General features: G+C 71.1%; 17 protein-coding genes. 9 read left to right on the top strand and 8 right to left on the bottom strand.

Features of this window, described 5'->3' with window-relative positions; translation table 11 throughout:
* The first annotated feature begins 52 nt into the window (after positions 1-52).
* From ACSBPG_RS01500 to ACSBPG_RS01530, 7 genes are all read left to right on the top strand, one after another.
* Positions 53-304, top strand: coding sequence for a DUF6489 family protein (locus ACSBPG_RS01500; protein ID WP_435535318.1), 252 nt, complete (start codon positions 53-55; stop codon positions 302-304).
* Positions 301-660, top strand: a complete 360-nt coding sequence (locus ACSBPG_RS01505) for a (2Fe-2S) ferredoxin domain-containing protein (RefSeq protein ID WP_435535319.1) — start codon at positions 301-303, stop codon at positions 658-660. The genes ACSBPG_RS01500 and ACSBPG_RS01505 overlap by 4 nt, the downstream gene beginning before the upstream one ends.
* Positions 661-687: 27 nt before the next feature.
* Positions 688-2,016: a tRNA uridine-5-carboxymethylaminomethyl(34) synthesis GTPase MnmE gene (gene mnmE, locus ACSBPG_RS01510; protein WP_435535320.1), complete on the top strand. Its 1,329-nt coding sequence runs from the start codon at positions 688-690 to the stop codon at positions 2,014-2,016.
* Positions 2,017-2,102: 86 nt separating this feature from the next.
* Positions 2,103-3,971: a tRNA uridine-5-carboxymethylaminomethyl(34) synthesis enzyme MnmG gene (mnmG, locus tag ACSBPG_RS01515; protein ID WP_435535321.1), complete on the top strand. Its 1,869-nt coding sequence runs from the start codon at positions 2,103-2,105 to the stop codon at positions 3,969-3,971.
* Positions 3,972-3,979: 8 nt separating this feature from the next.
* Positions 3,980-4,585 carry a 16S rRNA (guanine(527)-N(7))-methyltransferase RsmG gene (rsmG, locus tag ACSBPG_RS01520; RefSeq protein WP_435535504.1) on the top strand — a complete coding sequence of 202 codons (606 nt, stop codon included), beginning with the start codon at positions 3,980-3,982 and terminating at the stop codon, positions 4,583-4,585.
* Between the two features lie 46 nt (positions 4,586-4,631).
* Entirely contained in the window at positions 4,632-5,414 is a 783-nt protein-coding gene (locus ACSBPG_RS01525; RefSeq protein WP_435535322.1) for a ParA family protein, read from the top strand.
* On the top strand, positions 5,414-6,328 hold the full coding sequence (locus ACSBPG_RS01530; protein WP_435535323.1) for a ParB/RepB/Spo0J family partition protein: 915 nt from the start codon (positions 5,414-5,416) through the stop codon (positions 6,326-6,328). Before ACSBPG_RS01525 ends, ACSBPG_RS01530 begins: the two co-directional genes overlap by 1 nt.
* A 73-nt stretch (positions 6,329-6,401) precedes the next feature.
* On the opposite strand, the gene ACSBPG_RS01535 is transcribed toward ACSBPG_RS01530, so the two are convergent.
* The gene (locus tag ACSBPG_RS01535) at positions 6,402-7,391 is read right to left on the bottom strand and encodes a zinc-dependent alcohol dehydrogenase family protein (protein WP_435535324.1); all 990 of its coding nucleotides are present in this window, start codon (positions 7,389-7,391) and stop codon (positions 6,402-6,404) included.
* Between the two features lie 105 nt (positions 7,392-7,496).
* Here ACSBPG_RS01535 and ACSBPG_RS01540 point away from each other — a divergent pair, with 105 nt between their 5' ends.
* Positions 7,497-8,393 (top strand): LysR family transcriptional regulator, encoded by an 897-nt coding sequence (locus ACSBPG_RS01540; protein ID WP_435535325.1) that lies wholly within the window; start codon positions 7,497-7,499, stop codon positions 8,391-8,393.
* 22 nt (positions 8,394-8,415) lie between these two features.
* On the opposite strand, the gene holA is transcribed toward ACSBPG_RS01540, so the two are convergent.
* From holA to ACSBPG_RS01575, 7 genes are all read right to left on the bottom strand, one after another.
* On the bottom strand, positions 8,416-9,438 hold the full coding sequence (holA, locus tag ACSBPG_RS01545; protein WP_435535326.1) for a DNA polymerase III subunit delta: 1,023 nt from the start codon (positions 9,436-9,438) through the stop codon (positions 8,416-8,418).
* 16 nt (positions 9,439-9,454) lie between these two features.
* Positions 9,455-9,970 (bottom strand): LPS assembly lipoprotein LptE, encoded by a 516-nt coding sequence (gene lptE, locus ACSBPG_RS01550; protein ID WP_435535327.1) that lies wholly within the window; start codon positions 9,968-9,970, stop codon positions 9,455-9,457.
* Positions 9,957-12,527 carry a leucine--tRNA ligase gene (gene leuS / locus ACSBPG_RS01555; protein WP_435535328.1) on the bottom strand — a complete coding sequence of 857 codons (2,571 nt, stop codon included), beginning with the start codon at positions 12,525-12,527 and terminating at the stop codon, positions 9,957-9,959. Before leuS ends, lptE begins: the two co-directional genes overlap by 14 nt.
* A 62-nt stretch (positions 12,528-12,589) precedes the next feature.
* Positions 12,590-13,132 (bottom strand): DUF3576 domain-containing protein, encoded by a 543-nt coding sequence (locus ACSBPG_RS01560; RefSeq protein WP_435535329.1) that lies wholly within the window; start codon positions 13,130-13,132, stop codon positions 12,590-12,592.
* A gap of 116 nt (positions 13,133-13,248) precedes the next feature.
* Positions 13,249-13,761 (bottom strand): invasion associated locus B family protein, encoded by a 513-nt coding sequence (locus tag ACSBPG_RS01565; protein WP_435535330.1) that lies wholly within the window; start codon positions 13,759-13,761, stop codon positions 13,249-13,251.
* Positions 13,762-13,953: 192 nt separating this feature from the next.
* On the bottom strand, positions 13,954-15,024 hold the full coding sequence (locus ACSBPG_RS01570) for a porin (protein WP_435535331.1): 1,071 nt from the start codon (positions 15,022-15,024) through the stop codon (positions 13,954-13,956).
* A gap of 333 nt (positions 15,025-15,357) precedes the next feature.
* Complete coding sequence (locus ACSBPG_RS01575; RefSeq protein WP_435535332.1) at positions 15,358-16,437, bottom strand: porin; 1,080 nt, start codon at positions 16,435-16,437, stop codon at positions 15,358-15,360.
* A gap of 356 nt (positions 16,438-16,793) precedes the next feature.
* Here ACSBPG_RS01575 and ACSBPG_RS01580 point away from each other — a divergent pair, with 356 nt between their 5' ends.
* A complete protein-coding gene (locus tag ACSBPG_RS01580) occupies positions 16,794-17,534 on the top strand; it encodes a YggS family pyridoxal phosphate-dependent enzyme (protein WP_435535333.1) in 741 nt (246 codons plus the stop codon).
* The last annotated feature ends 13 nt before the right edge of the window (positions 17,535-17,547 follow it).

Consider the following 17,547-nt stretch of genomic DNA (forward strand, 5'->3'; position numbering starts at 1 on the left):
CAAGCCCACCCGCTCCGGCGCGCCGCCGCGGCGGCCCGGCGGAGGAACGCCCATGAAGATCACCATCGACGTCGATTGCACCCCGGAGGAGGCGCGGACCTTCCTCGGCCTCCCCGACGTCAGGCCCATGCAGGAGGCCCTGATGAAGGAGGTGCAGAACCGCATGGTCAACGGTCTCAACGCCATGGATCCGGAGACCATGATGAAGACCTGGCTGCCCGCCGGCATCCAGGGAGTCGAACAGCTCCAGAAGATCTTTTGGACCCAGATGGCGGCGGCCATGGGCAAGGATGGCAAGAAGTGAACGATCCGAAGCCTTACTTCGAAGCGCACGTGTTCTGCTGCACCAACCGGCGGCCCGACGGACACCGGCGGGGCAGCTGCGCCGCGAGCGGGTCGGAGAAGCTGCGTGACTACATGAAGGCGCGGGCCCGCGAGCTCGGGCTCGACGGCCGCGTGCGCATCAATTCGGCGGGCTGCCTCGACCGCTGCGAGCTCGGCCCGACCATGGTCATCTATCCCGAGGGCGTCTGGTACACCTACCACTCCCCGGCCGACGTCGACGCGATCCTGCAGACGCACCTGGTCGAGGGCGGCCGGGTCGAGCGGCTGATGCTGGCCACCGAGCAGCGGGAGCTGCGGCCGGACCAGCGGGGCTGAGCGGGGCCGACCCCCGACCGCACGCCGATGGCCGACACCATCTTCGCCCTCGCCACCGCCCCCGGCCGCGCCGGCGTGGCGGTGGTCCGCGTGTCCGGGCCGGCCGCCGGGGCGGCGCTGGACGCCCTCACCGGCCGGCCGCCGCCGGCCCCCCGTGTCGCCACCCTGGCGCGCCTGCGCGATCCGGCGCACGGCGACCGGCTCGACGACGCGCTGGTGCTGTGGTTCCCGGCGCCCCGCAGCTACACCGGCGAGGACGTCGCCGAACTGCACCTGCACGGCGGCCGCGCCGTGACCGCGGCGGTCGTCGAGGCCCTGGCCGGCTGTCCCGGCCTGCGCACCGCCGAGCCCGGGGAGTTCACCCGCCGCGCCTTCGAGAACGGCAAGCTCGACCTGACCGAGGCCGAGGGCCTGATCGACCTGATCGACGCCGAGACGGCGGCGCAGCGACGCCAGGCCCTGCGCCAGATGGAGGGCGCGCTCGGCCGGCTCTACGAGGGCTGGCGCGGCCGCCTGATGCGGGCCCTCGCCCACATCGAGGCCGACATCGACTTTCCCGACGAGGATCTGCCGGCCGGCGTCGCCGACGCGGTGCGCCCGGAGCTGGCGGCGCTGGCGGCGGCGATCGCCGACCATCTGGACGATGCCGGGCGCGGCGAACGGCTGCGCGAGGGGCTGCACGTCGCCATCGTCGGCGCCCCCAACGCCGGCAAGTCCAGCCTGCTGAACGCCCTCGCCCGCCGCGACGCCGCCATCGTCTCGGCGCGCGCCGGCACCACCCGCGACGTCATCGAGGTGCACCTCGACGTCGGCGGCTACCCCGTCGTGCTGGCCGACACCGCCGGCATCCGCGAGGCGGCCGACGAGGTCGAGGAGGAAGGGGTGCGCCGCGCCCTCGCCCGCGCCGCCAGCGCCGACCTCAAGGTGGCGGTCTTCGACGCCGCGCGTTGGCCCGACCTGGACCCGGCCACCGTCGGGCTGGTCGACGCGGCCGCCGTCCCCGTGCTCAACAAGGGCGACCTTGCCGCGGTGAGCGGGCCCGTCGTCGCCGGCCGGCCGGCGCTGGTCGTCTCGGCCGTGAGCGGCGCCGGCCTCGGCGCGCTGGAGCGCCGGCTCGCCGACGAGGCGGCGGCGCGCCTTGCCGGCTCGGGCGCCCCGGCGCTCACCCGGGCGCGGCACCGCCGGGCGCTGGAGGAGTGCCGGGCGGCCCTGCTGCGGTCCCTCGATGCGGCGCTGCCGGAGCTGGCGGCGGAGGACGTCCGGCTGGCGAGCCGGGCGCTCGGCCGGATCACCGGGCGGGTCGACGTCGAGGATCTGCTCGACGTCATCTTCCGGGACTTCTGCATCGGCAAGTGAGGCGAGCGTGTTTCACGTGAAACATCGCCGCGGCCGGCCCGGCAAGCCCCTTGGCAGCGCCGCCGCCCTCCCCTAGATTGCCGCCCATGCGGACCTTCGATGTCATCGTTGTCGGCGGCGGACACGCCGGCTGTGAAGCGGCGGCGGCGGCCGCGCGCATGGGCGCGCGCACGCTGCTCCTCACCCACACCCTCGCCACCATCGGCGAGATGTCGTGCAACCCGGCCATCGGCGGCCTCGCCAAGGGCCATCTCGTCCGCGAGATCGACGCCCTGGACGGCGTGATGGCACGGGTCATCGACCGTGCCGGCATCCAGTTCCGCATCCTCAACCGGAGCAAGGGACCGGCGGTCCGCGGCCCGCGCGCCCAGGCCGACCGCAAGCTGTACCGGCAGGCCATGCAGGCGGTCCTGGCCGAGCAGCCCGGCCTGGCGCTCGAGGGCGGCGGAGTCGAGGATCTGCTCCTGGACGATGCCGGCCGGGTGACCGGCGTCGTCACCGGCTCCGGCGAACGGGTCGGCGCCGGAGCGGTGGTGCTGACCACCGGCACCTTCCTGCGCGGCGTCATCCACATCGGCGACGAGACGGTGCCCGCCGGCCGGGTCGGCGAGGCGCCGGCGGTCGGGCTGGCCCTTACCCTGGAGCGGATCGGCTTCGCGCTGGGCCGGCTGAAGACCGGGACGCCGCCGCGGCTCGACGGCCGCACCATCGACTGGGCCGCCCTCGAACGCCAGCCGGGCGACGAGCCGCCGCCGCCCTTCTCCTATCTGACCGACCGCATCGACACGCCGCAGGTGGACTGCGCGATCACCTGGACGACCCCGGAGGCGCACGCGCTGATCCGCGCCAACCTGCACCGGGCGCCCATGTACTCCGGGCAGATCCAGAGCGTGGGTCCGCGCTACTGCCCGTCGATCGAGGACAAGGTGGTGCGCTTCGCCGACAGGGAGCGGCACCAGGTCTTCCTCGAGCCGGAGGGTCTGGACGACGACACTGTCTATCCCAACGGCATCTCCACCTCCCTGCCCCGCGACGTGCAGCGGGCCGTGCTCGCCGGCATGCCGGGGCTGGAGCGGGCGGTCATGCTGCGGCCGGGCTACGCCATCGAGTACGACTACGTCGATCCGCGGGAGCTGCGGCCGACCCTGGAGACCCGCCGCGCGCCGGGCCTGTTCCTCGCCGGCCAGATCAACGGCACCACCGGCTACGAGGAGGCGGCGGCGCAGGGGCTGATGGCCGGGATCAACGCGGCGCTGCGGGCGGCGGGCGGCCGCGACGGCTTCGTGCTCGACCGTGCCGACGCCTACATCGGCGTCCTCATCGACGACCTCGTCACCCGGGGCACCAACGAACCGTACCGCATGTTCACCTCGCGCGCCGAGTACCGGCTGCTGCTGCGCGCCGACAACGCCGACCAGCGGCTGACGCCCCGGGGCGTCGCGGTCGGCTGCGTCGGCAGCGTCCGCCGCGCCGCCTTCGATCGCAAGCGGACGGCCCTGGAGGCGGCGCGCGCGCTGGCGGGTTCGCTGCGGGCGACGCCGGCCGACCTGCTCCGCCAGGGTCTCCCGGTCAACCAGGACGGGGTGCGCCGCTCCGCCGCCGACCTGCTCCGCTACCCCGACGTCACCCTCCAGGGTCTGGCGCGGGTCTGGCCGATGCTGGCGGAGATCCCCGCCGACGTCGCCGAGCAGCTGGAGATCGACGGGCGGTACGCCGGCTACCTGGAGCGCCAGGAGGCCGACATCCGCGCCTTCCGCAAGGACGAGGCGCTGGCCCTCCCGGCCGACCTCGACGTCGATGCGGTGGGCAGCCTGTCGGCGGAGATCCGCATCAAGCTGCGGCAGGCCCGGCCCGAGACGCTGGGCGCCGCAGCGCGGATCCCCGGCATGACGCCGGCCGCCCTGGTGGCGCTGCTGCGTCACGTGAAACGTCGGCCCGAGTCGGTGGCGGTGTGATGGCGGCGCTGTCCCCGGAGGCATTCGGCGAGGCCGCCGCTGTTTCACGTGAAACGCGGGAGCGGTTCGCCGCCTACGAGGCGCTGCTGCGCAAGTGGCAGCCCTCCATCAACCTGGTCGGCCGATCGACCCTGGACGACGTCTGGCGCCGCCATTTCCTCGACTCGGCGCAACTCCTCCCGCTGCTGCCCGAAGGAACCCGGACGCTGGTCGACCTCGGCAGCGGCGCGGGCTTTCCGGGGCTCGTGCTGGCGATCCTCGGTGTGCCCGACGTCCATCTCGTGGAAAGCGATTCGCGCAAGGCCGCCTTCCTGCGCGAGGCCGCCCGGCTCACCGGCACGGCGGCGACCGTCCACAACCGCCGCATCGAGGCGGTCACCCCCTTCCCCGCCGATGCGATCACCGCCCGCGCCCTGGCGCCCTTGTCCGAGCTGCTGGCGTGGAGCCTGCCTTTTCGCACGCCGCGCACGGTCGCCCTGTTCCTCAAGGGTCAAAATCTGGAAGACGAATTGACCCTCGCCACCAAATCTTGGAGTATGACCGTCGAGCGCTTCGACAGCGCCACGGACCCGCAAGGGACCGTCCTGCGCCTGAGTGGTATCGCCCGTGTCTGAGACGCACCAGACCCTTTCCCGCTCCCCGGCTTTTCGAGAGGCCACCATGTCCGCCGTCCGTGTCATCGCCGTCGCCAACCAGAAGGGTGGCGTGGGCAAGACCACGACCGCCATCAACCTCGCCACCGCCCTGGCGTCGGTCGGCAAGCGCGTGCTCGTCGTCGACCTCGATCCCCAGGGCAACGCGTCGACCGGCCTCGGCATCCCCCGTGCCAACCGGCAGGTCGGCTCCTACGACGTGCTGTTCGACGGGTTGGCCCTGGAGGCGGCGGCCGTGCCGTCTGAGGTGCCGAACCTCTCCATCGTCACCTCGTCGGTCGACCTGTCGGGCGCCGAGATCGAGCTGGTCGGCGCGCCGAACCGGGAATTCCGGCTGCGCGAGGCGGTCCGGCGCAGCGCCCTGGAATACGACTATGTGCTGATCGACTGCCCCCCCGCCCTCGGCCTGCTGACCCTGAACGCCCTGGTCGCCGCCAACGCGGTGATGGTGCCGCTGCAGTGCGAATTCTACGCCCTGGAGGGACTGAGCCATCTGGTGCGGACGATCGAGCGGGTGAAGCGCAGCTTCAACCAGGACCTCGACATCCACGGCGTCGTCCTGACCATGTTCGACAAGCGCAACAACCTCTCCGACATGGTGGCGGCCGACGTCCGCGGCTTCTTCGGCGAGAAGGTGTTCGACACCGTGATCCCGCGCAACGTGAAGGTGTCGGAGGCGCCGTCGCACGGCAAGCCGGTGCTGATCTACGACATGCGCTGCCCGGGGGCGCAGGCCTACATCAACCTGGCCGGCGAAGTGCTGCGACGCGAGAAGAGGCTGGTGGCGTGATGGACGATTCGAAGCGCGCGGCCGAGGGCGGCCGGCGGACCAACCTCGGCCGCGGCCTGTCGGCGCTGTTCGGCGAAGCCACCGAGGACTATTCGGCGCTCGACAAGGTGCGGCAGTCGAAGCAGGTGCCGATCGACTTCCTGCGTCCCGGCAAGTACCAGCCGCGCCGCAGCTTCGACGAGGGGGCGATCCAGAGCCTCGTCGACTCGGTGCGCGAGAAGGGCATCCTGCAGCCCCTCCTCGTCCGCCGCACCTCGGAGTCGGCCAACGACTACGAGATCATCGCCGGCGAGCGGCGCTGGCGGGCGGCCCAGCTCGCCGGCCTGCACGAGGTGCCGGTGGTCATCCGCGAGCTCAGCGACCGCGAGGCGCTGGAGATCGCCCTCATCGAGAACATCCAGCGCCAGGACCTCACCCCGCTCGAGGAGGCGGAGGGCTACCGGCGGCTGATGGAGGAGTTCGAGCACACCCAGGAGGACCTGTCGCGCGTCGTCGGCAAGAGCCGCAGCCACGTCGCCAACATGATGCGTCTGCTGTCCCTGCCCGAGCCGATCAAGCACATGGTCCAGGCCGGCGAGATCACCGCCGGGCACGCCCGCGCCGTGCTCACCGCGGACGACCCGGTGGGGCTGGCGAAGGAGGTCGTCAAGCGCGGGCTCAACGTCCGCCAGACGGAGGAGCTGGCGCGGCGCAGCGCCGAAGGCGCGCGCGAGGGCCGCCCCGCTCCGGTCAAGGACATGGACCTCACCAACCTGGAGGAGGAGATCTCCGCCCGCATCGGCCTGCGCGTCGCCATCAAGCCGCAGGGCAAGCGCGGGTCCATCACGATCCACTACCAGAGCCTGGACCAGCTCGACGAGGTGCTGCGGCGCCTCGGCGAGGACGGCCAGCCGCCGGCCGACGACGCGGAGTAGCGGACCGCCACCGACCGGGACGGCGTGAACGGTCCGCCCCCTGCCCGACCCGTTCCGCCGTTGCGCAGCGCGCTCAAACCGTCACGACGATCTTTCCGAACTGTTCGTTCGACTCCAGGAAGCGGTGGGCGTCGACGATCCGGTCGAACGGAAAGGTCCGGGCGATGACCGGGTGCAATGCCCCTTCCCTCAGCCCGTCGAGGATGAAGGCCTTCGCCGCCTCCAGGCGCGCCGGATCGCCGATGACCTCATGGACGAGGTAGCCGCGCAGGGTCAGCGATCTGCTCAGCGCCGTGAACAGCGGGAACGGCGTCGGCTCCGGGCTGAGACCGCCATACTCGATGAGGATGCCACCGCGCGCCATGGCGGCGGTCAGCGCCGCCAACGACGGCCCGCCGACGGCATCGAAGACGACGCGCACCCCGGCCGGACCGGCGATGGCCCTCAGGGCGGCCCCCAGGTCCTCGTCCGCCGACGCGATGGCGTGCGCGGCCCCGGCGTCGAACAGCGCCCGCACCTTTCCGGATGAGCGGGTGACGGCGATGGGCGTCGCCCCCACCCTGTTGGCGATCTGGATGGCCGCCAAGCCGACACTGCTCGACGCGGCGGTGATGACGATGGCGTCGCCCCTGCGAAGCTTGGCGACGTCGACCAGGGCGCCGTAGGCGGTGAGATAGGGCATCCACAGCGCGGCCGCCGTCTCCCATCCCAGCGACGGCGGGTGCTTGACGGCGTGTTCCGCCGGGAAACGGACGAGCTCGCCATAGGTCGGCCAGCGGACCATGGAGAGCGGCGGCACCAGGCTGACGGCATCGCCCGGCGCGAGGCCGCCGACGGCGGCGCCGACCGCTTCGACGATCCCCGCGGCTTCGAGGCCGAGGCCCGACGGCAGGCCCGGCGTCTCGATGTAGGAACCGGAGCGGAGCAAGGCCTCGGCCCGGTTGAGACCCAACGCCTTGACGCGGATGCGCACCTCTCCCCGGCCGGGAGCGGGAACGTCGATGTCCTCGATGCGCAGAACCTCGGGGCCGCCATGCCGGTGGAAGCGGACGACGCGTGCCATGGGCCGATCACTCCTAATCAGATAGGATGAATGGAGTGTGTCAGCGTGCATGTCCGGGATAAACCAGGCATTCCGAACGACATCGAAAACCATTGGTTTCGAAACATGGACCGTCTTGCGAGCATGGCCGTCTTCGTGAAGGCCGTCGACCTGGGCTCCTTCGCGGCCGCCGCGGCGGCGCTCGAGCTGTCCGGACCGATGGTCGGGAAGCACGTCCGCTTCCTCGAGGAGAGGCTCGGCGTGCGTCTCCTCCATCGCACCACGCGCCGCCAGAGCCTGACCGAGTTCGGACGCGCCTACTACGAACGCTGCCGGGTCATCCTCGCCGAGGCTGATGCGGCGGACGCCCTTGCCGCGGAGCAGCTGTCGGAACCGCGCGGCCGGCTGCGCGTCACCATGCCCGTGCATTTCGGCCGGCGATGCGTCGCTCCGATCCTGCTGGCCCTGGCGCACCGGCATCCGTCGCTGGACCTCGACCTGTCCTTCGGCGACGCCTTCGCGGATCTGGAGGACGGATACGATCTCGCCATCCGGACCGGGAGCCTGCAGGACCGCTCCGGGGTCATCGCGCGTCGGGTTGCGCGGCAGCGCATGATCGTCTGTGCCTCGCCGTCCTATCTCGACAGACACGGCGGTCCGCAGCGGATCGACGACCTCGGCGGCCACCACGCCGTGATCTACCGCCGGTCCGGCCGCATCCGTCCCTGGCTGTTCCCGCGCCCCGGCGGTCCGCCCGTGGAGGTCATGCCGGCCGGTCGGCTGCGGCTCGACGACCTCGACGCGATCGCCGACGCGGCGGCGTCCGGCGCCGGGCTCGCCTGGCTTCCCTCTTGGCTGGTTCGCGACCGCGTGCAGGCCGGCGCGCTCGTGCCGCTGCTGCCGGGCGAGCCGCAGTTCCTCTACGACTGCCACGCGCTGTGGCTGCAGACGCCCTACCTGCCGCTGAAGGTCCGCGTCGCCGTCGATGCGCTGGCGGCCGGACTGCCAGGGCTGATGGGGTGAAGGTGGCCCGCCCCGCGGCGGATCAGCGGCGTGCCAGCGACGCCACCTGGAACAGGGCGCGGGCGCAGACCGTCTCGTCCGGCATGTGGGTGCGCTTGCACTCCGCCTCGGCGTCGACGAGCCGTTCCAAGGCCTGGCGCACCGCCGTCGGCGACCAGCGCCTGGCCTGGTTGGTGAAGCGTCCGCGCATCTTGAAGAAGATCGGCGGCCGCAGCGCGGCGATGGTGGCCTCCAGGGGCCGCCCCTTGGCGGTCTGCGAGCCGACCAGGTGCAGGCGCTGGAAGTGGCGCTGCGCGGCGCGCAGGATCGCCACCGCGGAGGTGCCCTCGGCGAACAGGCGGCCGAGCGAGCGGTCGAGCGTGGCGAAGTCGCCGTCGCCGGCGGCCCAGATCGGCTCGTCCATCTCCAGCGCGCCGCTGTCGCCGACGCAGGCCTGGGCGTCCTCCAGGCGGACGCGCTTCTCCGTCCCCATGTAGAGGGCAAGCTTGTCCATCTCGCCCCGGGCGACCAGGCGGTCGCCGACGAGGTTGCCCGACAGGAAGGCGAGGGCGTCGGGATCGGCGGCGAGGCCGTGCTCGCGCAGCAGGTCGGCGATCACCTGCCCCAGCGACGCCTCGTCCTCCACGTAGCAGGGAACGGCGGCGGCCGCTTCGGCCTCCTCGAACAGCAGGCGCAGCTTGGAGCGCACCGAGAGATCGCCGGCCTCGGCGACCACCAGGCTGTCGCCGGGCGGCAGAGCGCCGAGCAGCGCCGCGAAGGCGCCCGCCGTCGCGTCGTCGGCCTCGCGGATGCGCACCAGGCGGCGGCCGCCGGTGAGCGCGATCGCCGCGGCCTCGTCGGCGAGGCGCGCGGGGTCCTCGACCAGCGCCCGCCCGTACAGCTCGGCCACCCGGAACGGGTCGGCGAGATCCTCGACCACCGTGCGTCCCAGGGTGCGGGAGCGGTCCTGCACCAGGCCGGCGTCGGGACCGTAGAACAGCACCGCGCGGATCTTCGGGTCGGGCCGGCGCAGGAAGCCGTCGACGGAGCGGGGCTGCAGCTTCACCGCCGCCCTGCCCCGCTCACGCGCGGACGAGGACCATGGCGGTCCGCGAGGTGATCTCGTCGGCGATCTGGCGCAGCGCCCGCTCGTAGGCGTCGTCGACGGTCGCCAGGGCCGCGTAGTGCTCTTCCAGGAGGTTGTAGGAGATGAGCGCCCGGGCGCTGCTGGACAGCAGCACGCGGCCGTTGCCGGCGTCCACCACCCGGAAGGGGACGGTGACGACGAGCTGGGCGCGCTCCGCCGAAGCGTCCTTGCGGATCGCCAGCTTCTGTTCGAAGGCCTGGATCGTCGCGTCGAGTCGGTAGGGCTGCTGGGCCGCCTGCTCGGTGGTGTAGAAGCGGTCGATCAGCAGGTTGCGGAGCTGCTGACCGCGCCGGTCGGCGATGTTGGCGATCGCCACCTCGGACAGCTGCTGGGCCGCGCCGCCGACCGCGCCGCGGTCGCCGTACAGCGGCTGGAAACCGCAGGCCGGGAGGAGGGCGGCGGACGCCAGCGCGCCGGCCGCCCGCAGGAGGGCTCGCCTAGACGACGACATTGATCACCCGATTTGGCACGACGATGACCTTGCGCACCGGCTTGCCGTCGATGGCGCGGACGACGTTCTCGTCGGCCAGCGCCGTCCGTTCGGCGACGTCGTTGGCGGCGTCGCGCACCAGCTCCAGCTTGGCGCGCAGCTTGCCGTTGACCTGCACGGCGACGGTGACGGTGTCGTCCACGGCCAGCGCGGCGTCGGCCTGCGGCCAGGGCTGCTCGGCCAGCAGCGTGGCGTGGCCGAGCCGCGCCCACAGCTCCTCGGCCAGGTGCGGCATCATCGGCGCCACCAGGCGCACCGCCGCCTCGTAGCCCTCGCGCAGCACCCAGGCCTCGCCGGCGCCGCCGCCGTCGACCTCGGCCAGCGCGTTGGTCAGCTCGCGCACCCGGGCCACCGCCTTGTTGAAGCGGAACTTCTCCAGGTCGTCGCCGACGCCGGCGATGGTCTTGTGGACCAGCTTGCGGGTGGCCAGGGCGCGCTCGGACAGGGCGGCCGGACGCGGCTCGCCGGGGGCGGGCAGGGCCACCGGGGGCTCCGTCACCATGCGCCACAGGCGGTTGATGTAGCGCCAGGCGCCGTCGATGCCCGCCTCGGTCCACTCGAGGTCGCGCTCCGGCGGGCTGTCGGACAGCATGAACAGGCGCGCCGCATCGGCCCCGTAGGTGTCGATGATGTTGGCGGGATCGACCACGTTCTTCTTGGACTTCGACATCTTCTCGACGCGGCCGACGGCGACCGCGCCGCCGGTGTCGGTCCGCACGTAGGCGCCGGCGTCGTTGCGGACGATGTCCGCCGGCGACAGCCAGGCGCCGGTGGCGGCGTCCTTGTAGGTCTCGTGGTTCACCATCCCCTGGGTGAACAGGCCGGCGAACGGCTCGTCCAGGTTGAGGTAGCCGCACTGCTTCAGGGCGCGGGTCCAGAAGCGCGAATAGAGCAGGTGCAGCACCGCGTGCTCGATGCCGCCGATGTACTGGTCGACCGGCAGCCAGTAGTCCACCGCGTCGCGAGCGAACGCCTCGGTGTCGGCGTGCGGCGAGCAGAAGCGGGCGAAGTACCAGGACGACTCGATGAAGGTGTCGAAGGTGTCGGTCTCGCGGGTCGCCGGCTTGCCGCAGGACGGGCAGGTCGTGTGCTTCCAGGTGGGGTGGTGGTCCAGCGGGTTGCCCGGCTTGTCGAAGGTGACGTCCTCGGGCAGGACGACCGGCAGGTCGGCCTCCGGCACCGGCACGGCGCCGCAGGCGGCGCAATGGATGACCGGGATCGGGCAGCCCCAGTAGCGCTGCCGCGACACGCCCCAGTCGCGCAGGCGGAACTGGGTGGTGCGTTCCCCCTGCCCCGCGGCCTCCATCCGCCGGCCGACCTCCTGCTTGGCCGACTCGACGTCCATGCCGTCGAGGAAGCGCGAGTTGCGCAGCACGCCGGGTCCGGTGTAGGCCTCCGCCGCCACCGCGAAGGCGGCGGGGTCGGCGTCCTCGGGAATCACCACGGGGGTGACCGGCAGCCCGTACTTGCGGGCGAAGTCGAGGTCGCGCTGGTCGTGGGCCGGGCAGCCGAAGATGGCGCCGGTGCCGTACTCCATCAGCACGAAGTTGGCGACGTAGACCGGCAGGGTCCAGGACGGGTCGAACGGATGGACGACCTTCAGCCCGGTGTCGTAGCCCCGCTTCTCCGCCGTCTCGATGGCCTCCTCGCTGGTGCCCAGGCGGTTGCACTCGGCGATGAAGGCGGCGAGCTCGGGATCGCCGGCGGCCAGCTCGGCGGCCAGGGGATGGTTCGGCGAGATGGCGGCGAAGGAGGCGCCGAACAGCGTGTCGGGCCGGGTGGTGAAGACCTCCAGCCCGTCCTCGCGGCCCTGCACCGCGAAGCGGAAGCGCACGCCGGTCGACTTGCCGATCCAGTTCTCCTGCATCAGCCGCACCCGCTCGGGCCAGCGGTCGAGCGTGGCGAGGCCGGCCAGCAGCTCGTCGGCGAAGGCGGTGATCCTGAGGAACCACTGGGACAGCTTGCGCTTCTCCACCAGCGCCCCGGTGCGCCAGCCGCGGCCGTCGATCACCTGCTCGTTGGCCAGCACCGTGTTGTCGACCGGATCCCAGTTGACCCACGATTCCTTGCGGTAGGCGAGCCCGGCCTCGAGGAAGTCGAGGAACATCTTCTGCTCGTGGCGGTAGTATTCCACGTCGCAGGTGGCGATCTCGCGGTCCCAGTCGACCGACAGGCCCATGGTCTTGAGCTGGCCGCGCATGGCGGCGATGTTCTCGCGCGTCCACTTGGCCGGGTGGACCTTCTTCTCCAGCGCGGCGTTCTCAGCCGGCAGGCCGAAGGCATCCCAGCCCATGGGATGCAGGACGTTGAAGCCGGTCGCCCGCTTGTAGCGGGCGATGACGTCGCCGATCGTGTAGTTGCGCACGTGGCCCATGTGGATGCGCCCCGACGGGTAGGGGAACATCTCGAGCACATAGTACTTGGGCCGGGACGGCTCCTCGACGGCCTCGAAGCAGCGGCGCTGCTCCCACGTCGCCTGCCACTTCGCCTCGGTTTCCTTCACATTGTAGCGCGACATGGCGGTCGGCCGGTCCCTTGGTTCCGTTCGCGATGGGTGAGATGTCCGGCGCCGCGGCGCCGTCAGCGGGCCGCCTGGGCGACGCGGAGCTGGCGGGCGCGCGTGAGGATCGCGTCCTCCAGCGAGCGGCCGGTGTCGCTGGCGACGGCGACGTCCTGCCAGGTGCCGCCGGTACGGGCCTGGCGGAACACCGAGACGCGCACGCCGTCGGCGCGGAGCTGGCGGTCGAGGATGTAGAGGTTGACCTTGAACCGCTCGTTCGGCGTCTCCGGCGGCGAGTACCAGTCGGTCAGGACGACCCCGCCGAAGGGATCGGCCTGGACGATCGGCATGAAGCTGAGCGTGTCGAGCGAGGCGCGCCACAGGAAGCTGTTGACGCCGATGCCCGAGGTCTCGTCGGCCCCGTCCTGGCCGCGCTTGCGCGGTCCGCCGAACAGGGTCAGGCCGCCGTCCTCGCCGAGGAGGCTGCCGTAGCGGTAGATGTTGTCGCGCTCCGGCTCGGGCGACTGCACCGCCTCCCCGTTGGAGCTGCAGGCGGCGAGAAGGGCGCCCAGGGCGAGGATGGCGGAACGCACGAAAACAACACGCGGTGAAAGGCCGGTCATGTGGTCACCATTGTGGTCCCGGCACCTCACCGGGGAAAAGCGTCTTCCGGCCGGTATAAAGGAGTGTCACGGGGCGCGCAAGCGGTCGCCACCGCGGGCCGCCGGAGCGGCGCCGATCACTTGCTGCGGCGCGCCGCCATGGCGTCGAGGGCTGCGGAGATCCCCTTCAGGGACACCGAGGCGCCCACCTTCTCCTTGCTGGCTTCGGGCGCGAAGACGACGGTCATCGTCTTGCCCTTCCTCAGCGAGGCGACGAGCTCATCGGGCATCGGGAACCTCAGAACGCAGGCCTCTTTCGTGCAGCCGGCGAAGGGAGCGGAGTAGACGCGGCCCTTGTCGACCTGGAACTCCACGCCGGCGTCCTTGCGGACCTGCGGGGCCGTCTTGATCGCCATGTGCAGTCCGGAGGCCTTGTCCGCGGCGCCGACGGCGACGCCCAACACCTGCGCCTTGGTCTCGGGATCGAGGGCGACGGCGGAGACCAGGCAGTTTCGGTTTTCGACGGGGCCGCTGTCCTCGCACACCAGGGTCCAGTCCTGGAAGGATTTCGTCTCTTCGGCCGCCGCTGGAGAGGTGGCGGCGCCGAGCGCCAGGAGGAGCAGGGGAAGAGCCGGTCGGAACGCGGACATGATCGGGCCTGACTGGGACTGTGGTCGGATGGCGCCGACGTCATCATGCCCCGCCGCCGCCGGTCAAGACGTTTTCGTCGCCCGGATGGCGATGCGTCGACGCGCCCCCGGGAGGCGCGGGTCGCGGGCATGAAAAAGGGCGGCGGTTCGCACCGCCGCCCGATTCCAAGGCCCAGAAACCGCCGTCGCCGGTTAGAACGACATGCGGGTGCTGAACAGCACCAGGTTGCCGTCGTCCTCGATCACCGTACCGGTGGTGCCGGCATCCGCTTCGAACCAGATGTAGTCGGCGCCGACGCTCAGACCGGGCGCAACCTCGTAGGCGACGCCCACGCTCCAGGCTTCCTCTTCCGAGCCCGAGGTGCCGTCGAGCTTGGCATACTGCACGGCAACGCCGAACGGACCGGTCTCGTAGCGAGCGCCGACGTTCCAGGCGTGCTCCCAGAAGCCTTCGAACAGGTAAGACCCGGAGCCGGAATTGAACTCGTTGAAATCGACGTATCCGCCGCCGACGGTGAAGCCCGCATAGCCGAGCTGCAGGCCGGCGACCCACATCGCCTTGTCGCCGTCTTCAACGTCGCCGTCGTCCAGCGCCTTGACGATGCCTGCGCTGGCGGCAACGGACACACCGGAGAACTCGCCGGCATATCCGACCGAACCCTCGAGGAAATCGCTGGCCGTGCCGGGATCCGAGAGGATGGTCGCGTCGCCCTCGTTGAGCTCCGGGGTGTAGCTGACGCCGAACGAGAAGCCGGCGAAGTCGGGGGAGTAGTAGCTGATCTTCGAGCTGTCGCTGACCAGATCGGTCGGGAAGAACGGATAGGCGTTGGCGGCGTCGAAGAAGCCGCTGGAGAACTTGAAGCCGATGCCGTCGAGCTGGCCGATGCCGACCGTCGGCGCATAGACCGCCATGTTGGCGATGGCGCCATCGTTGTCGCCGAGCTCGACACGGCCCCAGGTGCCGCCGACGTAGATCGACGCCTCGTCGGTGCGCAGCGACCGGCCGTCGCCGTCGGCGGCGGTCCGCAGCTCGAGCTCGATATGGACACCGTACTCGAGGCCGTTGTCGGCCTTGCCGTCGGCGTTGATGTGGACCTCGACCTCGTTGGCGAAGTCGAAGTCGTTGTCGTCGGTGTCGTTATCGAAGTAGCCGGCCTGGAAGTCGACGAAACCGCCGAGCGTCACGACCATTTCAGCAGCGGACAACGGCGCGGCGGCGCTGAGCAGCGCGACGGCCGTTCCAGCGAAAAGCATCTTCTTCATTGTTCGATCCTCAGACTTGCCAGGTCCTCGCTGGGCGATGCCGCAACCGAGGATCCCACTGGGAGGTGGCGTGGACACTTGGAATACGTCCATTTTTCATCCACGCTCCTCGCCGTATCAACGGCATTTATCGTTTCGTCCGCCGATGACGGACAGACGTTGCATCTCTACAACACCTTGTGTCCTGCGCGCACACCCGCTGCGCAACGTGCCCAGAAAACCACCAAGGGATTGACCAAAAAACAGAAGCCCACCGCCGGGGCGCATCGGCCGTCGCCAAACGAAAAGGGCGGCGCCACAGGCGCCGCCCCCTCTCGTCGATCGTGGGAACGATCAGAACGACATCTTCGTGCCGACCAGGATGGCGTGGCCGTCGAGCTCGGGGCCACCGTCCACGTCGAGCTCGTACGGGGAGTACGAGACGCCGACGATCAGGCCCGGAGCCACGGTGTACCCGATGTCGAACAGCCACTGGGTGTAGTCACCCTCCTCGAAATCGACCGAGGCGTAGACGACGCTGGCCGAGATCGGGCCGTTGGCATAGGACACGCCGAGGTTCCAGCCGTCCTGAGCCGTGAGCTGCGGCAGGGTGCCGGCGGTGTTGCCGGTGATCGAGGTGGCGCCGCCGCCGGTCAGGGCGTCGTCGTAGTCGATCCAGCCGCCGCCGAGCGTGAAGCCGGCGTAGCTCAGGTTCGCACCCAGCTGCCACTGGGTGAAGTCGTCGCGGCTGCCCTCGCCCTGGGCGTTCACGATGGTGGCGCCGAGAGCGACACCGACGCCGCTGAACTCACCCTTGTACTGCGCGCCGCCTTCGATCCAGTCGGTGTAGCCGCCCGTGGCGCCGTCCGTCAGGATGGTCGCGTCGCCCTCGTTCGCCTCCGGCGCGTACGAGACACCGGCCCGGAAGCCCGCGAAGGTCGGGGTGAAGTAGGTGATCTTGCTCGAGTCGCTGCTGTCGAAGGTCTTCAGGAAGTCGCCGGCCGTGGCGGGGACGCCGTAACGGTCGGACTGGTCCGAGAAGCCGGCGCCGGCGACCGGGGCGGCGATCGCCAGCTGGTCCGAGGCGCCGTCGTCGTCGCCGAGCTCGACGCGGCCCCAGGTGCCGGCCACGTAGATGTTGGCTTCGTCGGTGCGGAAGTTGCGGCCATCGCCGTTCTGCGCGGCGCCGGCGGTCTCCAGCTCGATCTTCACGCCGTAGAGCAGGCCGTTGTCGGCCTTGCCGTCGGCGCGGACATGAACCTCGACCTCGTTGTCGAAGTCGAAGTCGTTGCCGTCGGCCAGATAGTCGTGATCGAAGAAGCCGCCGGTGAAGTTGATGTAGCCACCGAGCTTCACGGTGATTTCAGCGGACGCCGGCTGGGCGAGGACGAGCGCGCCGAGCAGGGCCGTGCTACCGAGTAGAATCTTGTTCATTTCCGTCAACCTCCATTAAGGGCCTGATGGCCGAATAGACCCGTCCGATCCCGTCGTACGCGGTAGCGCCACCGGGGGTCCGGAGAACCCGGTCCGTTAAATACGCCGTGGTGACGAAGCTCTTAAAGGCAAAAGTTGCCTGCTGGCCACAAAAGGGGCACCGTGTGGCACACCGGCCACAAAGCTTTTCGCAGGTGCATCAAGGGCCGGCGGCGCCTGAAACGGCGCTCCCGACGGCGCTGGCGAGGGCGCCCGCGCCGGGCCATACTGTGCCTCCTGTTGATGCACAGGACGGCGACGGCGCGGCGGCTGCCGCACCGGCCTCCTGCGGTGGACGATTTGCGAGCGAGACGACCATGAGCCCTTCCACGCCCGATGCCGCTCACGATCCCGGGACCGATGCCGCGGCCGACGTCGCCGCCCATCTCGCCGCGGTGCGCCGGGCGATCGCCGAGGCGGCGGCCCAGGCGGGGCGCGATCCCGCGGCCGTGACCCTGGTGGCGGTGTCGAAGACCCACCCGGTGGAGCGGATCGAGGCGGCGCTGACGGCCGGGCAGCGGGTGTTCGGCGAGAACCGCGTGCAGGAGGCCAAGGCCAAGTTCCCGGCGCTGCGCCAGCGTTTCCCGGACCTCGAGCTGCACCTGCTGGGGCCGCTGCAGACCAACAAGGTAAAGGATGCGGTCGCCCTGTTCGACACCATCCAGACCCTCGACCGGCCACGCCTCGCCGAGGCCCTGGCGGCGGAGATCGCCCGCACCGGCCGGCGGCCGCGCTGCCTCATCGAGGTCAACACGGGCGAGGAGCCGCAGAAGGCCGGCGTCGCCCCGGGCGATTTCGCGTCGTTCCTCGCCGCCTGCCGCGACACCTGGCGGCTTCCGGTGACCGGCGTCATGGCCATCCCGCCGCAGGACGAGGAGCCGGCCCTCCACTTCGCGCTGCTCGCCGATCTGGCGCGGCGGCACGGCCTGCCGGACGTCAGCATGGGCATGAGCGACGATTTTCCCGTCGCCGTCCGCTTCGGTGCGACGCAGGTGCGCGTCGGCACCGCGATCTTCGGCCGCCGCCCGCCGCCCGGCGACCGACCTGCGGCCCGATGATGTTGCGGGGTTT

The organism is Azospirillum sp. ST 5-10, from assembly GCF_051225715.1.
Taxonomy (GTDB): Bacteria; Pseudomonadota; Alphaproteobacteria; order Azospirillales; family Azospirillaceae; genus Azospirillum.

Coding starts and splice junctions, on each gene's coding strand:
- ACSBPG_RS01580 (WP_435535333.1), top strand. CDS start 16,794: ATGAGCCCTTCCACGCCCGATGCCGCTCACGATCCCGGGACCGATGCC.
- leuS (WP_435535328.1), bottom strand. CDS start 12,527: ATGTCGCGCTACAATGTGAAGGAAACCGAGGCGAAGTGGCAGGCGACG.
- ACSBPG_RS01570 (WP_435535331.1), bottom strand. CDS start 15,024: ATGAAGAAGATGCTTTTCGCTGGAACGGCCGTCGCGCTGCTCAGCGCC.
- ACSBPG_RS01500 (WP_435535318.1), top strand. CDS start 53: ATGAAGATCACCATCGACGTCGATTGCACCCCGGAGGAGGCGCGGACC.
- ACSBPG_RS01525 (WP_435535322.1), top strand. CDS start 4,632: ATGTCCGCCGTCCGTGTCATCGCCGTCGCCAACCAGAAGGGTGGCGTG.
- mnmG (WP_435535321.1), top strand. CDS start 2,103: ATGCGGACCTTCGATGTCATCGTTGTCGGCGGCGGACACGCCGGCTGT.
- ACSBPG_RS01530 (WP_435535323.1), top strand. CDS start 5,414: ATGGACGATTCGAAGCGCGCGGCCGAGGGCGGCCGGCGGACCAACCTC.
- mnmE (WP_435535320.1), top strand. CDS start 688: ATGGCCGACACCATCTTCGCCCTCGCCACCGCCCCCGGCCGCGCCGGC.
- ACSBPG_RS01575 (WP_435535332.1), bottom strand. CDS start 16,437: ATGAACAAGATTCTACTCGGTAGCACGGCCCTGCTCGGCGCGCTCGTC.
- ACSBPG_RS01560 (WP_435535329.1), bottom strand. CDS start 13,132: ATGACCGGCCTTTCACCGCGTGTTGTTTTCGTGCGTTCCGCCATCCTC.
- lptE (WP_435535327.1), bottom strand. CDS start 9,970: ATGTCGTCGTCTAGGCGAGCCCTCCTGCGGGCGGCCGGCGCGCTGGCG.
- ACSBPG_RS01535 (WP_435535324.1), bottom strand. CDS start 7,391: ATGGCACGCGTCGTCCGCTTCCACCGGCATGGCGGCCCCGAGGTTCTG.
- ACSBPG_RS01540 (WP_435535325.1), top strand. CDS start 7,497: ATGGACCGTCTTGCGAGCATGGCCGTCTTCGTGAAGGCCGTCGACCTG.
- ACSBPG_RS01565 (WP_435535330.1), bottom strand. CDS start 13,761: ATGTCCGCGTTCCGACCGGCTCTTCCCCTGCTCCTCCTGGCGCTCGGC.